The following is a 14,390-nucleotide window of genomic DNA, read 5'->3' on the forward strand; positions in this document are numbered from 1 at the left end:
AGGGGAAATAAAATGAAAAAAACAATTGATCATATCGGAATCGCAGTTCGTGATATAGATAGTACGATACGTTTTTATGAACAGGTTCTATCAGGAGAATTAATAGATCGTTACGTAAGTGAAGCTCCTGGTGTGGAAAGCGAAGTAGCCATTCTTGAAGTGGATGGAGATAGAATTGAATTACTTGCACCGACGAATAATACGACATCTCCAATTGCCCGTTTTATTAAACAAAAAGGTAAAGGTGTTCATCACGTTGCGTATCGTGTCGATGATTTAGATGTGGCTCTAGAAGAGTTAAAAGAACAAGGTATTCGGACATTAGAGCATACACTTCGGATTAATAAGCACGGTAGAAGATTAATATATCTTAACCCAGCGGATACAGAAGGAACGATTATCGAGTATTGTGATTATCCGGAAGAGAAATAGAAGAAGGATATTTTTAAAAAGGTGTTATGTTATTACGTAACACCTTTTTATTTATGCATTTCACATTTTCTTCACAAATGATTCACGATAACTTTTCTTCTTTGATAACTTACATAAATATATTTTATGATATAATAACAATCGGCTTTAAAAATGTAAGTTGTATCTATAGTGATAGTTACTATTGTATTAGAAGTTAAGAGGTGGAAGAGAAATAAGAGTTATACTTTACAGAAGTTTATATTTAATCAGGTTAATATTTCGCCCGAGAATCAAACTTCGGAAGTTAAAGTAATGAAAATAGAGCGATGAGGAAGAAAGAAGTGAAATGAGTGTGAAAGTAATGAGAAGATTAGGGACATGGTTATTACTTGCATGTGTGGTTATCATATTGATACCGAAAAGTGCATCTGCTCATGCGTACGTTGTGAAATCAAACCCTACTGAAAATGAAACATTGAAGAAAGCACCATCTGTTGTGAAAATTGAATTCGATGAGGACATACAAGTTTCAAGTTTTAATACATTGTACGTGAGAGATACATCAGGTAAAAGGGTCGATTTAAAAGATGCTCATATTGATAAAAAAAATAAAAAGCTATTAGAAGCCGGATTAAAAGACAATCTCAAAAATGGTCTTTACTCTATTCAGTGGAAAGTGATTTCAGCTGATGGACATCCAATTCAAGGAGTTATCCCGTTCCGGGTTGGATTAGCGGGAGTGGAAACAGAAACAGACGATATACAAGTGGAAGAGATGGGTTACATCCCACAAATCGATATGATTATGGAACGTGGAATTTTATATACAAGTTTCTCACTATTTATAGGAGTGCTATTCTTTAATCTTATTATGTATAAAGGAAATGCAACCTCGGTTCAATTAAGGAGTAAGAACATAATATGGATTTCTCTATTTGGGATATTGATTAGCTTGTTATTCAATCTAACATTGCAAGCGAAAATAAATGCTGATGTTTCATGGCTAGAAGCATTCAATCCTTTACTATTAAAAGAAACATTACAGCTTTCTGTTTTTGGTTATGTATGGATTACTCAAATGGTTCTCATTAGTACGCTTATAATTGTTACGTATTTTGCGGTGAAGCATGAGAAGTTTTCGTCGTTTAAAGTATGGAGTATTCCAATACTATTGTTTATAGGGTTACTTGTTATGAAGGCCTTTAATAGTCACGCATACGGTTTAAAGTTTAAAGACATTGCTGTCGTTATGGATTTTCTACATTTATTAGCAGCTTCATTATGGGTTGGTGGTTTATCATCTATTATTCTTCTTTTACGTAAAGAGGATAACAAGTGGCATATGTATTGGGATATGATTAAGCGTTTTTCACCGTGGGCAACAGGTGCTGTCATCGTGATTTTAATAACAGGCCTTTTTAACAGTACATTTTTTATTCCAACAATCCACTCATTATTTGATACAAAGTATGGATTGGCTTTATTAGCAAAGATACTATTATTTATTTTCATGGGGATATTGGGAATTGTTCATTATGTGAAAGGGAGAATAAGAGCGCAGCAAGGATTAGGAGCTACGGTGAAAGTAGAGTTTGTCATTGGAATTATCATTTTCGTAATCGTAGCTTTTATGACAAACGTACAGACACCACCGATGCCTCCTACTGGACCATTTACAGAGAGTAAGCAATTAGATAATGGATATGAACTTACGCTAAATGTAAGTCCGAATAAGGTAGGACAAAATAAATTCCATATTAAACTAAAGGATGAAAAGGGACAGCCTGTTACTGATATGGAACAAATGATATTGACGACTCAATCATTAGATATGAACATGGGAAAAGGTTCATTTAAAGTTTCAGTAGTTTCACCGGGAGAATATGAAGCAGAAGGTATGTATATTAACATGACAGGAAACTGGAATATACATGTTCATGGATTAACAAAATCTCTTGATAGTTTCGATACAGATTTTAAATTTATTGTAGGTGGCAGATAAAATTGTACCAATCATGCTGCTAGCGAGCAGCATGATAAACAGATGTTATAGATGAAAAGGAGTAAATAGAAAATGAAACGTATAAAAAAATTAGGAACAACAATGATCGCAACAATTATTGCAATGGGAATGTTTTCGTTACCTGTTAGTGCGCACGTCACTGTAAAACCAGCAACTTCTGACGTTGGTTCTTGGGAGACATATACGATAAAAGTACCAGTTGAAAAAAATGTAGCAACAACAAAAGTTACACTGAAAATACCGTCTGGAGTAGAGTTCCAGCAGTATGAACCAGTGCCAGGATGGAAAGTTGAGGAGCAAAAAGATACAGCTGGAAAAGTTAAAACTGTAGTATGGGAAGCAACAGGAGAAGGGATTTTACCCGGTCAGTTCCAGCGATTTACTTTCGTCGCTAAAAATCCGGATAAAGAACAAAAAATAGCTTGGGATGCATATCAACAATATAAAGACGGAGAAATTGTTGAATGGACAGGCGATGAAAAAGCTGAAAAACCGCATTCACTTACTACAATTGCAAAAGGTACGTCATTAACAGGAGAACATGGTGAAGTTTCTAGTGTAGAAAAGAATGAAGGTACTAGTAATATGCAATTGATAGCAATTGTCTTGTCTATTTTGGCGATTGTATCGTCGGTAAGTGCGTGTGTTTTTGTAGTACGTCGTAAAAAGTAAGACGTAAGAAAGAGCCTACAAACAGTAGGCTCTTTCTTACGTTTATTTCAATTCAACTTGCTGCCTTACAGCAAGTGTTTTCGGTTTCATATTTACAAAACAAATACTCACAACAATAAATAATAGTCCGATGAATAAGCTAATGGTAATAGCCTCATGTAAGAAAATTGAACTTACAATAATAGCGATTAGTGGAATGAGGAATGTATAAGCCCCAACTTTACTTGCTTCACCAGCTCCAACAAGTGTGAAGTATGCAAGCCACCCCATTGCAATAACAAAGAATGAAATAAAGAGAAGTACGCTAACAAATGGCATACTCCAAGCGATACTAGACCAGCTTTCAAACTCTGAACCAAATCCAATTAAGCAAAGGCCACCAATAATAAGCTGAAGTGTTACCATCCAAATGGCATTAACACGGTGACCAGTCTTCTTAATGAATACTGTGCCAAGTGCCCAGCCAATAGCGCATCCTAACGCGAGAAGGATTCCAATAATAGAAATATGTCCAGTTAAACTGCTAGAGCTAATAACACCTACACCAATAAATCCGAGAACAAGCCCGAAAATTTTTAAGCCGTACATTGATTCTTCAAGCCATATCCACGAGAAAATACCGAGTAAGACTGGCTGTAGAAATACAATGGCGGAAAATAACCCAGCAGGCATATATTGAAGGCCGACAGTTTGTAATCCATAAAATATAATGATGTTAAGTAAGGAAGAAATAACATATAAATGCCACGTTTCTTTTAAATGTAACTCTTTGTATTTCGGTAATGCGAACAGGAGTAAAATGAATCCTCCAATTAGAGTTCGAACGCCTGCAAATAAAACAGGTGGTGTATAATGCAGGGCAAACTTAGATAAAGGCCAATTGATTCCCCACATGAAAACGAGAAAGGTAAGGATTATGGCCGTCTTAGTTCGAGAAAGCTGTGTCACGGTAAGACCTCCTTGTTGTTATTCATTTCACTATGATATGATATCGACTGTAATAAATAAAATGAATCTTTTTTATGAGGAGTATAAGTGATTAGTTATGACCATTACACAACTGCAAGTATTAATAAAAACTGTTGAGTTAGGTAGTTTTACGAAGGCTGCTAGGGTGTTAAATATGACGCAGCCAGCTGTAAGTCATGCCATTTCAAGTATTGAGTCAGAGTTAGGAGTTACGATTCTTATACGTGATAAACGAAAAGGGCTCCTCGTTACGGATGTAGGAAACAGGATTCTTGTACATATTAGAGAGATTTTGAACGGTGTAGAGAAGATTGAACAAGAAGTTGCGATGGAGAAAGGACACGAAGTTGGAACGATTCGAATTGGTAGTTTTCCGAGTGCTTCTGCACATTTCTTACCCAAAATGATAAACCTTTTTAAGGAGAAGTATCCGAACTTAGAAGTAGTTCTTTGTGAAGGAACGATTAAAGAAGTTGAAGATTGGTTAGTATCGAGGGTTATTGATATAGGGATTGTTATTTTGCCTAATAAAGATATGGAGATTGTTCCATTAACGAAGGGGAAAATGGTTGCTATCTTAAGAGAGGATCATCCTCTCTGTAAGAAGGACGCTCTTACAATTTGTGATTTAGAGAATGAACCGATCATATTATGTAAGGGTGGATATGAACCACCCATTATTGATATGTTTAAACAAGCAAACGTACCACTTCGGGCTGAATATGTAATTTCGACAGTTACTACAGCTTTAAATATGATTCAAGAAGGATTGGGCATTGCAATATTAGCTGAATTATCTTTAACGAATTTACCAAAAAATGTGCAAACGAGAGAATTGGAACCACAAGTATGGAGAGAAATTGCATTAGCTGTTCCTTCATTAAAGGATTCTTCAATCGCTGTGCAGCTATTTATTGAAGAATTTCAATCGCTATTTGCAGAATAAAAAGAGGTGTCTCATATATCATAATGGGACACTTTTTAATTTACTTATAAAAAATCTATGAAAAGGATTGACTTATTTTTCGGTTGTAACTATAATGATTACATCGAGGTGGTGATTACGATGAAAATTAGTAGCCGCTTTTCCATAGCTGTTCATATTTTATCTATTTTGAAAAACAATCCATCTTCACTTTGTACTTCAGACTATATGGCTGAGAGTGTCAATACAAATCCAGTAGTCATTCGTAAAATCATGTCGTACTTGAAACAAGCTGGCTTTGTTTACGTAAATCGTGGATCGGGTGGCGCGGGATTACTAAAGGATTTACATGAAATCACATTGTTAGATGTGTATCATGCAGTGAACGTAGTCGAAGAAGACAAGCTATTTCATATTCACGAGCAACCGAATCCAGATTGTCCAATTGGGGCGAATATTCAAGCGGTGTTAGAAATTATTTTAATTCAAGCACAATCCGCGATGGAAGAAGTTTTGAGAAATATTACGATGGGGCAGTTGTTTGAAACTTTGCAAGAAAAAATGAATGCTTAAATCATATTTATATTTTTTTATCATTAATGTAACTGATTTGATTACAACTATAAAGGGAAGGTGTAAAAGTTATGACTGTAAAAATGAAAGTATACTCAGATTTTATATGTCCGTTTTGTTTTTTAGCAAAAGGTCCATTAGATGAGGTAGCGAAAGAGAAAGATGTAGAGATTGAATGGATGCCATTTGAATTACGTCCAAGTCCATATTCAAAAATAGATCCATGGAATGAACCAGAAAAATTAGGTTCATGGGATGCTTTCATTCTTCCGACAGCGAAGAAGTTAGGAATTGATATGCGCTTGCCACGTGTTTCACCACATCCATATACACATTTAGCTTTCGAAGGATGTCAATTTGCGAAAGAACGTGGACTAGGTAATGAGTATCATCACCGCGTATTCACAGCATTTTTCCAAGAAGAGCAAAACATTGAAGATATTGATGTGTTAACAAAATTAGCGGTAGAAGTAGGACTTCCTGAGGCGGAATTTAAAGATGCTTTAGTAACTCGTAAATATAAAGAAAAGCATCAAGAAGCAATTCAACACGCATATGATGAAGCGAATATTATGGCCGTTCCAACTGTCATGATTGGAGATGAAGTCATTCAAGGGCTTGCTAGTAAAGAAACACTAGAAAGGGTCATTGATAAAGAAATTGAAAAGGATAAAACAAATTCATTTGAAGGTATGCAATGTAATACCGATGGATATTGCTAATTCGCTTGTTATGAAATAACAAAATAAATTATAAAACAAACATTTGGAGGAATTAAAATGTCAGCAACTACAACAAACTTAAAAGAAGCAATCGTGAACCGCCGTTCAATTCGTAAAGTAGCAAAAAACGATGCAATTACGAAAGAAAGAATTGAAGAAGTGTTAAAAACAGCTTTACACGCACCAACATCTTTCAATATGCAAAGTGGTCGTATGGTTGTATTAATGGATGGAGAGCATGAAAAGTTTTGGGATATCGTTAAAGAAACACTAAGAGCCCGTGTACCAGCAGAAAACTTTGAAGCGACTGTAGAAAGACTAAAAGGTTTTCATGCAGGTGTAGGAACAGTGCTATTCTTTGAAGATCAAGCAACTGTAGAAAAAATGCAAGAAAATGCACCATTATATAAAGATCAGTTCCCATTCTGGTCTCATCAAGGAAATGCGATGTTACAACATACTGTGTGGATGCTATTATCTGCTGAAGGAATTGGGGCGTCATTACAACATTACAACCCAATCGTAGATGCTGAAGTGAAAGAAACTTGGAACATTCCGGCAGAGTGGAGCTTAGTAGGTCAAATGCCATTTGGTGAACCAAACGAACAACCAGCAGAAAGAACGTTCTTGCCTACTGAAGATGTAGTGAAATTTTATTAAGAAATACAATATGTAACGAGAAGGAAGCTGTACTTAAAAACAGCTTTCTTTTTTGTAGTGGTGTTAATTTATGCGCATTTAGGGAAGAAATATAAGAAATAATACGGTGAGAAGGGAATTAGAAAAATGAATGATGAGAAAAAATATACAGTGGTAGGTACTGATGTTGAGGAAGTAAAGCGTTTAAATAAAAATTCAGGATTAACGTATAATCAAGTGAAAGAAATGTTAGCAAAGCAAATGCAAAAAAAGAAGTAATTAGATTGAAATCTTTCATTTTTTCATTTAGCATTTTGATTGGAGAGAGTTAAGTAAAAGGTAACTCTCTTTTTTGTATAGCTAAGCATCTTATAGAGTGGAGGAAGCAACATGAAGAAATGGGTAAAGGTAACGCTGTCTATCACTGGAGGCATTGTCTTATTAGCGTGTGCCGGTGGATATTACGTGTATAAAAATTATTTTCCAAAGGAACCTGAGCGTATTGTATATGATAAAGAAAGAGTGCTACAACCGATACATAATCAGCTTAAAGGAATCAATATAGAAAATGTAAAGATAAAAGAAAAAGAAGTCGTAAATGCGACTGTAGATGAGCTTCAAAAAATGATTGATGATGGAAAGTTGTCATATGAAGAATTAACGAGTATTTATCTCTTTAGAATACAAGAACATGATCAACATGGAATAACATTAAATTCTGTTACAGAGATAAATCCTAATGCGATGGAAGAAGCAAGAAAGTTAGATCAAGAGCGGGGTAGAAACAAAAATTCGAATTTATATGGTATTCCTGTCGTTGTAAAAGATAATGTACAGACGGAAAAAGTGATGCCGACTAGTGCAGGAACTTATGTATTAAAAGATTGGATTGCAGATCAAGACGCAACAATTGTGAAGCAGTTGAAAGAAGAAGGAGCATTTGTTTTAGGAAAAGCGAATATGTCTGAGTGGGCGAACTATTTATCTTTTACAATGCCAATCCCATGTATAATTAGGGGATAAAAATAAAAACCGAGAAGACAAATAGTCCTCTCGGTTCTGGGTTGTAATGGAAAACATTACTGTTGAATATGGAAATGTTTTCTACTACAATCGATTCATAACAACTCTTTTTTCTCATTAAGAAATTGTGTGTAGAAAAGGAGTTGTTTACAGAATTGTTCTCGTTGAGACTCATCCAGGCCTGCGAAAACCGTTTGGATCTCCTCGAGAATGATTTTTAATCGTTCTTCAGATTCTGGGATGTTTCGTCCCAAAAGCGCATCAATAGATACATTGAAGAATGAAGCGATTCGATCTAACGAATCTAAGTCGGGTTCATTAAATTGGTTTTCTAAGTTACTAATCTGACTCCGACTCAATTGGATCTTATCACCAAGCTCTGCTTGTGTCAGTGTGTGATTGTTTCTAAATTTTTTTAAATTTTCTCCAAAAGTGTTCATGCCTTTAGTATAAATAAAGGCATGTTTTTTAACTATAGTTGACAGATAGTTTGTATTAAATATAAGTTATGACAGTATTTATACCAATAAACAGAAAAATAACTAGAACGTTAGTTCTCTTGGTGGTAAAATATTCTTGTGGGAATTCTGGAAGATTTAGAAAAAACTTTCTCAACATGGTTTTGGGGAAGAGTAAAACGAATGTTCTAAATTTTATGATAATATGAAAATAATAAAATAAAAGAGCAAAAAGACCCACGGCGTTACAATAGTGTCGCCGCACTACTGTAACGTTTTACCCTAGTGTACGTAGGGAAAACTTTCCATGAGTCAGCATTAAGTATAACATAATTTTCGGGCATACATAATTATTGCGAACGTTTTCCTGTTGAGAAAAAAGAGGGGAGTGTCTTGAGTTCTAGGGAGGGAAAACCATGCAAGATTGTATAAACTTAGGTGTTATTGTGGTAGAGAAAGATATAACATCTACTAAGCTTTCTAAAATAACTAGTTTATCTCAAGCAAACATGTGGAAAACAATGAATGGGCAAGTACCTATGAATTTTTCGAAATTGATGAAAATTCTTGTGAATACAGAAAACGAGAATGAGAATATGAAAGTAGTTCGGGAGTTTTTGCAATCTACGGAAAAAGAAGCAGATATTAGGACAGCTATGTACTATGTGTATTTAGCAGGTTATACGGATATATTAAAAGAATTGCTTGAAAGAGAGTGTAAACATGTTGTAACAAAAAACTACAAGGATATTTTAAAAATAGGATTGGAACGCCAATCTGGTAATCTGCGTTCCAAAGAATTTTTTAAAAGCCTCGATAAGCTACGAGCAAAAGTGAATTTAAATAAGGTCAATGTAAATGTCTTAGTAAATTTATTAAGTGTCTATGGGTATTTTGATATGGGTGCTTACAATGTATTTACTACGATGCATGATATGATTAAAGATAAACTTAGTGAAATGCCGCAGGGATTAGAAAGAACTTTAATCAGTGCAGAATTAAAAGCAATATGTGCATACGCATATTTAATGCAAGATGAAGTAGATATAGCAAGAGGCTTACTATTTGACGTGTTAGATGTAAAAGAGGCTCCGCGTCTGTTAAAAGCCACTGCATATAGTGTGTTAGGGGAAAGTTATATTTTTGAAGATGCAAGAATGTCTATTCGTTATTTTGAAAAATCACTGCAGGAACTGTATAAAATAAAAAATAGTAAATCGTTATTGAAAAGAAGATTAGTTGAAAACACATTATCGTTTTGTTGTATAATTCATAATTTTCCTGTAAAATTAGAATGTATTCATGATAAGGCTGAACAAGCACTACGAAAGATTTCCTTAAATGAATATGATGAAGCTGCTGAAATCTTGTATAAGATTGAAAATCGCACAGCTTTTCAGGATTTATACTTATCTATCGCTACGAGAAATCCTGAGTTGCGTCAAAAAGCACATTATCGATTTTTAAAAGAAGGTAACTTATTTTACATAAAGATTTTTGATATTTTAAAATAAGGGGATAGTTTAAATGAAAAAGTTTATAGCTGGTTTAGTTATTGTTTGTACCCTTGCGCTAACGTTATCGCCGGTATCAAGTGAAATTAGCAAAGGGAAGGTTAAAGAACCTGTAAAAATGATGATGGATCCGGGGACGATCGGATAACTATCAAAAGAAAAATGCCACCACACTTTCAAGTGTGGTGGCATTTCGTACGTTATAGAGGTTATTCATTTTCTTGCTTTTGACATTTTTGAATAAATAATCGAATGAAGGGGCGGAACTATAGTGAAAAAAGAGACTGCAAAACAAGAAACAAAACGTTTAATAGGGGAATTATTCGGTGCTGAACATGTAAGTTGTGATATGAATTATCTGATGGGGGAACTTTATAAGCAAGGACAGATTACTCTGGAACAGTACAAACAAATTACAGCTATACTGCAACAAAAAAAGGAATAGCATCTGGCTAATCCTTTTTTATTTATTGCTGCTTTCTCTGTAGGAGTTGTCTTAATAGAACATTAGCAAGCTCAGCTTGCTCCTCAGTAATTTCCACTCCATCAGAATGAAGTCTCCCTTGGTCTAAAAAGTCTATTACATTAAAGTTAAGGCCGTTTGGATTTTCTGTTCTCCCTAAAATAAAGTCTGTAGTAGTATCAAATATGTCCGCCAGCTGTACAAGAACTTCAGCATTTGGTTTTCTTTTATTTGTCTCATACCCACTATACGTAGAATCATTTTTACCAATACGATCTGCGACTTCTTGCATTGTCCAACCACGTCTATTTCGTAAGAATTTTAATTGAGCTCCTATATCCATACTTTTTACCCCCGTTAAATTCTTTTTTATATTTTTCATCGATTTTATTTTTTATAAATTTTATAAAAATATATAAAACGTTTTTTATTTTTTTGTTGTTATCTATATATAAGATAACACTTTATTGGACAATTACACAATGGTAAATACACGCATATTGCAAGTAAAAGTAGGTAGGTGTTTATGAAAAAGTTGAAAAATCACTTTACTTACTTGCGAAACGCCAGTATAATAAAAATCATTAAAGGTTGTCTGGAGGTGGACATATGAAAAGGACTTGGTTAGCGGATTTACGTGGGAAAAAACGTATGTCGCAGGCGGCTCTAGCGGATAAGGTTAGTGTGACTCCTGGTCATATAGCAGATTTAGAGACTGGTAGACGCGATCCGGGTGGGAAATTAGCCTTGCAAATCGCAATTGTACTTGGGTTCCCTATGGAACATTTTTATTTACCTACTTACTTGCGAAACGCCAGTAAAAAAGAAATTAGACAATCGTTTGAACTGGGATTTCCACCAGAAGAAGAATTTTTAGAGCGTTATCCTCATTACGTAGAAAAAACTGTAGGGGGCTGAGGAGTGTGGGGAAAAAGTTAAACTTACGTCTTGGTAATGAGTACTACGGTACAGAGAAAAAAGAAGTGCTGTTTCAAGAAGTATACGAAAAATATTTAGGTGTCAAAGTAACTGTTACACGAAAAAAGAAAGCGAAAGTAAAGGCAAGTTAAATCATTGAAAGGGGGTGATACAAATGCAACAATACGTGACCTATGCGACTCGATTAGTAAAAGCAAAGGACGTAAAAGCGATATGTTGCGAAAGTAAAAATTACTTCAAGAATGGATCAGAAGAGCAAGCAGTAAACACCATGTTAAAGCTAACAGAAAGGAGTGAACATGTTGGCCAACATTAACGAGATTTTCGTAGAAGGTTTCCAGTCACATACAAATAGCCATTTTAATTTAGGAAATGGGCTGAATGTAATTACTGGACCATCTGATAGTGGTAAAACATCCATCATACGAGCGGTTCGCTGGATAGCATTTAACGAACCTCAAGGTGAGGCTTTTGTTAACGAATCGGTTGGGTATGCTACGGTTGCAATTCACTTGGATAACGGCATTATTATTTCAAAGCACCGTAGAAAAGGAAAAACATCGTACAGAATCCAAACGGATCCAGGCGATGCAGGAAATGTATTTGAGAAGTCAGAGGTACCGGAAGAAGTAAAACAATTACTCGGTATCACAAAGCAAACATTTGGGGATTTTGTTACTGCTTTAAACTTTGCATTCCAGCTTGAAGCACCTTTCTTAATAAGTGAGACACCGTCATCGGGTGCGAAAGTTCTAGGTAAGTTAGCAGGAACAGAAGCTGTCGATCTCGCGGTAAAAAGTGTTTCAAAAGATACATACGCAGCAAGGCAAGAGAGGTTACTAGCTGAAAAAGAAATCGAGAGATTAGCAGGTAACTTACTGGAGTACTTGGATGTGGATGATAAAGTACAGCAGTTAAAAACAGCTGAAAGTTTGATGGAACATGTAGAAGAATTGCATAAAAAGAAAGAGGTACTGCGGCAACTACAAACTCAACAACAGATAGCATTTGAAAAATTCCGTGTAGCGTTTGTTGAGGATGAGAGGCTTTCAAAAGTACCGGTTCTTATACAAATACTTGAACAAACAGAAAAAGACCAGCAGCGTCTGCAAACACTACTGGACTTACAAAAAAGATACGGGTCACTGTCCACCGCCAAGAAGACATTGACTGAAACATTAAAACAATTTGATGGATTAGTAGAAGTAAGTAACTTGTTACAAGATTCTACTAAATCTGAAGAAATATATTCTTTGCTTTCTATCTTATCACAAAACTATAAGAAGTATAGTCAAGTATTACAAGAAGCTCAATTACAGGTCGAGAGGTTAACTGTAATTGAAAACATTAATGTAGCTGTGATTGAAGAGGAAGTAAAGAAAACGGATGAGTTAAAGAAACTCTATGTACAACATAGCGTGGTTAAACAACGCTACGAAAAAACAAGTAAGGATGTAGAAAGATTATCTGTACCTGGTAATGCGTCAGATCAACTACAAGAATGCGAAACAAGTATTACACAACTAAGTCAAATGAGTGTGCTCTTACAAAAATACCAGAATATACACAATTATTATATGAGCTGGACAAGTCGTGAGGAACATTTAAATGTTCCTAGAGAAGTGGTAATACAGATTGCAAACGCTGAGAACAATGTCACTCATTTAGCTGAATTAAAAGAGTTGTTACGAAACTATATGATCTGGTATCAAAGAGTACGTCATAGTACAAGCACATTGGAACTATATGAAAAGCACATTGAAAATTACACAAAGGAATTGGAAGAGACATGGAACGAGGCTGGTGGAGTTTGTCCGCTATGCGAATCGCCGATGTCTTTTGAACATTCTCATTGAGGGGTGATTAGTGGTGATTGATACGGAAAAAATGAGTGAGTTTTTACAAGCAGCTGAGAGGCTGAATAATTCATTAATGGAAATCAATGAGGTTATTGAAGCTTTTGACGATACATCTAATGTTTTAAAAGTCTCACTATTTCATAAAAAATTTAACGAGAATTTATTAGTGAGTGAATCAGAAAGTATAGGAGAAAAGAGTATTGATTTTGCTATCCGACCAACTGTGTTGGCCTGTTTAAGAGATCAAAAGAAGTTTCTTGAATCAGAGCTACAAAATTTACTATCAAAACAACTTGAAGGGGGAAATGAGTAATGGAATTAAAACAACGTATTGAAATTGCAAAAGCAAATTTAAAGAAAGCAGAAACAGCAAAAATCCAAGCAGAGGCGGAAAAGTCTTCAGCTGAAAAGCAATTAACGGAAATCGCTGAACAAATGGCGCAGTACGGGGTAACGCCTGAAACAATCCAGGAAGAAATCAATAAGCTTGATACATCAGTTAAAGAAAACCTGGAGCATGTAGAACGACTCATCCCCCAGGTATAAGGAGGATAGTTTTATGTATGAGCTTCTAAAAGCTAGAGCGGATATCCGTCAGGCAAGCGATAAATTAAAGATGAAAATTGGTCAACGGGACTTGTTAGTTAAGCAACAAAAAAGTGCGGAAGCGAGAAAAGCAAAAGCTGAGGAGCAGCTTGGGGAGTTTGATTTAGTACAGATTCTTCTTCAAAAGACAAGTGATTATGCAAGGCAGCAAGCAAAACGTCGTATAGAAGAAATTGTTACATCAGCTCTTACAGTTGTGTTCGATAAAGACTACAGATTCGAAATTGAAATTGCAGTAAAAGGTAATCAACCAGTAGCGGAGTACTGGCTTCAGTCTGAAGATGTTCGAACGCAATTAAAGCCACCTGACTATGATCGCGGTGGTGGTGTAGCAGACGTAGTTAGTTTAGCGCTCAGATTGGCCGTAGGAGAGATTAGTGGTGTAAGAGGACCATTATTCTTGGATGAGGTTGGGAAGCACGTGAGTCAAGAGTATGCACCGAATGTAGCGTACTTTTTGAAGGAATACAGTACGAAATTCAAACGTCAAATCATTTTAATTACGCACAGTACTCATTTAGCTGAGATAGGTGACGTAGCACTTGGTGTGACTCAAAAACAAGGAAAAAGCATAGTAACTGCTTTATAGAA

The 14,390-nt window shown here is 35.4% G+C and carries 21 protein-coding genes and 1 pseudogene; 19 read left to right on the top strand and 3 right to left on the bottom strand.

Annotated elements, in window-relative coordinates; genetic code table 11:
• The first annotated feature begins 12 nt into the window (after positions 1-12).
• From AXW78_RS08900 to AXW78_RS08910, 3 genes are all read left to right on the top strand, one after another.
• On the top strand, positions 13-432 hold the full coding sequence (locus AXW78_RS08900) for a VOC family protein (RefSeq protein ID WP_000750855.1): 420 nt from the start codon (positions 13-15) through the stop codon (positions 430-432).
• Between the two features lie 328 nt (positions 433-760).
• On the top strand, positions 761-2,416 hold the full coding sequence (locus AXW78_RS08905; RefSeq protein WP_061884010.1) for a copper resistance CopC/CopD family protein: 1,656 nt from the start codon (positions 761-763) through the stop codon (positions 2,414-2,416).
• A gap of 72 nt (positions 2,417-2,488) precedes the next feature.
• On the top strand, positions 2,489-3,109 hold the full coding sequence (locus tag AXW78_RS08910; RefSeq protein ID WP_061884011.1) for a YcnI family copper-binding membrane protein: 621 nt from the start codon (positions 2,489-2,491) through the stop codon (positions 3,107-3,109).
• A gap of 42 nt (positions 3,110-3,151) precedes the next feature.
• Here the strand turns inward: AXW78_RS08910 and AXW78_RS08915 are convergent, their stop codons facing one another.
• Positions 3,152-4,057, bottom strand: a complete 906-nt coding sequence (locus AXW78_RS08915) for a DMT family transporter (protein WP_000192806.1) — start codon at positions 4,055-4,057, stop codon at positions 3,152-3,154.
• Positions 4,058-4,154: 97 nt separating this feature from the next.
• Here AXW78_RS08915 and AXW78_RS08920 point away from each other — a divergent pair, with 97 nt between their 5' ends.
• The 6 genes and pseudogenes from AXW78_RS08920 to AXW78_RS08945 form a co-directional block, all read left to right on the top strand.
• Entirely contained in the window at positions 4,155-5,024 is an 870-nt protein-coding gene (locus tag AXW78_RS08920) for a LysR family transcriptional regulator (protein WP_000156773.1), read from the top strand.
• A 120-nt stretch (positions 5,025-5,144) separates the two neighbouring features.
• The gene (locus AXW78_RS08925; RefSeq protein WP_061884012.1) at positions 5,145-5,576 is read left to right on the top strand and encodes an Rrf2 family transcriptional regulator; all 432 of its coding nucleotides are present in this window, start codon (positions 5,145-5,147) and stop codon (positions 5,574-5,576) included.
• 71 nt (positions 5,577-5,647) lie between these two features.
• Positions 5,648-6,298, top strand: a complete 651-nt coding sequence (locus tag AXW78_RS08930; protein ID WP_000216673.1) for a DsbA family oxidoreductase — start codon at positions 5,648-5,650, stop codon at positions 6,296-6,298.
• Positions 6,299-6,355: 57 nt separating this feature from the next.
• A complete protein-coding gene (locus AXW78_RS08935; protein ID WP_001277011.1) occupies positions 6,356-6,958 on the top strand; it encodes a nitroreductase family protein in 603 nt (200 codons plus the stop codon).
• Between the two features lie 126 nt (positions 6,959-7,084).
• On the top strand, positions 7,085-7,216 hold the full coding sequence (locus tag AXW78_RS35245) for a hypothetical protein (RefSeq protein ID WP_000997344.1): 132 nt from the start codon (positions 7,085-7,087) through the stop codon (positions 7,214-7,216).
• A 111-nt stretch (positions 7,217-7,327) separates the two neighbouring features.
• A pseudogene (locus AXW78_RS08945) lies at positions 7,328-7,936 on the top strand (amidase family protein); the annotation flags it as partial.
• A gap of 119 nt (positions 7,937-8,055) precedes the next feature.
• On the opposite strand, the gene AXW78_RS08950 reads toward AXW78_RS08945, so the two are convergent.
• Positions 8,056-8,400 carry a helix-turn-helix domain-containing protein gene (locus AXW78_RS08950; RefSeq protein WP_061884014.1) on the bottom strand — a complete coding sequence of 115 codons (345 nt, stop codon included), beginning with the start codon at positions 8,398-8,400 and terminating at the stop codon, positions 8,056-8,058.
• 434 nt (positions 8,401-8,834) lie between these two features.
• On the opposite strand from AXW78_RS08950, the gene AXW78_RS08955 reads away from it, so the two are divergent.
• The 3 genes from AXW78_RS08955 to AXW78_RS34330 all read left to right on the top strand — a co-directional run bounded on the left by AXW78_RS08955 (position 8,835) and on the right by AXW78_RS34330 (position 10,377).
• Positions 8,835-9,932 (top strand): AimR family lysis-lysogeny pheromone receptor, encoded by a 1,098-nt coding sequence (locus tag AXW78_RS08955; protein ID WP_061884015.1) that lies wholly within the window; start codon positions 8,835-8,837, stop codon positions 9,930-9,932.
• A 13-nt stretch (positions 9,933-9,945) separates the two neighbouring features.
• On the top strand, positions 9,946-10,080 hold the full coding sequence (locus tag AXW78_RS35250; RefSeq protein ID WP_072193007.1) for a hypothetical protein: 135 nt from the start codon (positions 9,946-9,948) through the stop codon (positions 10,078-10,080).
• A 123-nt stretch (positions 10,081-10,203) separates the two neighbouring features.
• Positions 10,204-10,377, top strand: a complete 174-nt coding sequence (locus AXW78_RS34330) for a hypothetical protein (protein ID WP_081113926.1) — start codon at positions 10,204-10,206, stop codon at positions 10,375-10,377.
• A gap of 22 nt (positions 10,378-10,399) precedes the next feature.
• Here AXW78_RS34330 and AXW78_RS08960 read toward each other — a convergent pair whose 3' ends face one another.
• Positions 10,400-10,738 (bottom strand): helix-turn-helix domain-containing protein, encoded by a 339-nt coding sequence (locus AXW78_RS08960; RefSeq protein ID WP_061884016.1) that lies wholly within the window; start codon positions 10,736-10,738, stop codon positions 10,400-10,402.
• Positions 10,739-11,004: 266 nt separating this feature from the next.
• Between AXW78_RS08960 and AXW78_RS08965 the strand changes: the two genes are divergently transcribed.
• Genes AXW78_RS08965 through AXW78_RS08985 form a run of 7 tightly spaced genes read left to right on the top strand, consistent with a single transcriptional unit; the run spans position 11,005 to position 14,388 of the window.
• Positions 11,005-11,313, top strand: a complete 309-nt coding sequence (locus tag AXW78_RS08965; RefSeq protein ID WP_061884017.1) for a helix-turn-helix transcriptional regulator — start codon at positions 11,005-11,007, stop codon at positions 11,311-11,313.
• Between the two features lie 5 nt (positions 11,314-11,318).
• Entirely contained in the window at positions 11,319-11,465 is a 147-nt protein-coding gene (locus AXW78_RS34335; protein ID WP_165375027.1) for a hypothetical protein, read from the top strand.
• 23 nt (positions 11,466-11,488) lie between these two features.
• A complete protein-coding gene (locus AXW78_RS34340) occupies positions 11,489-11,650 on the top strand; it encodes a hypothetical protein (RefSeq protein WP_165375026.1) in 162 nt (53 codons plus the stop codon).
• Entirely contained in the window at positions 11,634-13,190 is a 1,557-nt protein-coding gene (locus AXW78_RS08970) for an AAA family ATPase (protein ID WP_061884018.1), read from the top strand. Before AXW78_RS34340 ends, AXW78_RS08970 begins: the two co-directional genes overlap by 17 nt.
• A gap of 13 nt (positions 13,191-13,203) precedes the next feature.
• Complete coding sequence (locus AXW78_RS08975) at positions 13,204-13,506, top strand: hypothetical protein (protein WP_061884019.1); 303 nt, start codon at positions 13,204-13,206, stop codon at positions 13,504-13,506.
• Positions 13,506-13,739, top strand: a complete 234-nt coding sequence (locus AXW78_RS08980) for a hypothetical protein (RefSeq protein ID WP_000421150.1) — start codon at positions 13,506-13,508, stop codon at positions 13,737-13,739. The genes AXW78_RS08975 and AXW78_RS08980 overlap by 1 nt, the downstream gene beginning before the upstream one ends.
• Before the next feature lie 13 nt (positions 13,740-13,752).
• On the top strand, positions 13,753-14,388 hold the full coding sequence (locus tag AXW78_RS08985; protein WP_000273132.1) for a chromosome segregation ATPase: 636 nt from the start codon (positions 13,753-13,755) through the stop codon (positions 14,386-14,388).
• The last annotated feature ends 2 nt before the right edge of the window (positions 14,389-14,390 follow it).

The organism is Bacillus thuringiensis (assembly GCF_001595725.1).
In the GTDB taxonomy this organism is placed as follows: Bacteria; Bacillota; Bacilli; order Bacillales; family Bacillaceae_G; genus Bacillus_A; species Bacillus_A thuringiensis_K.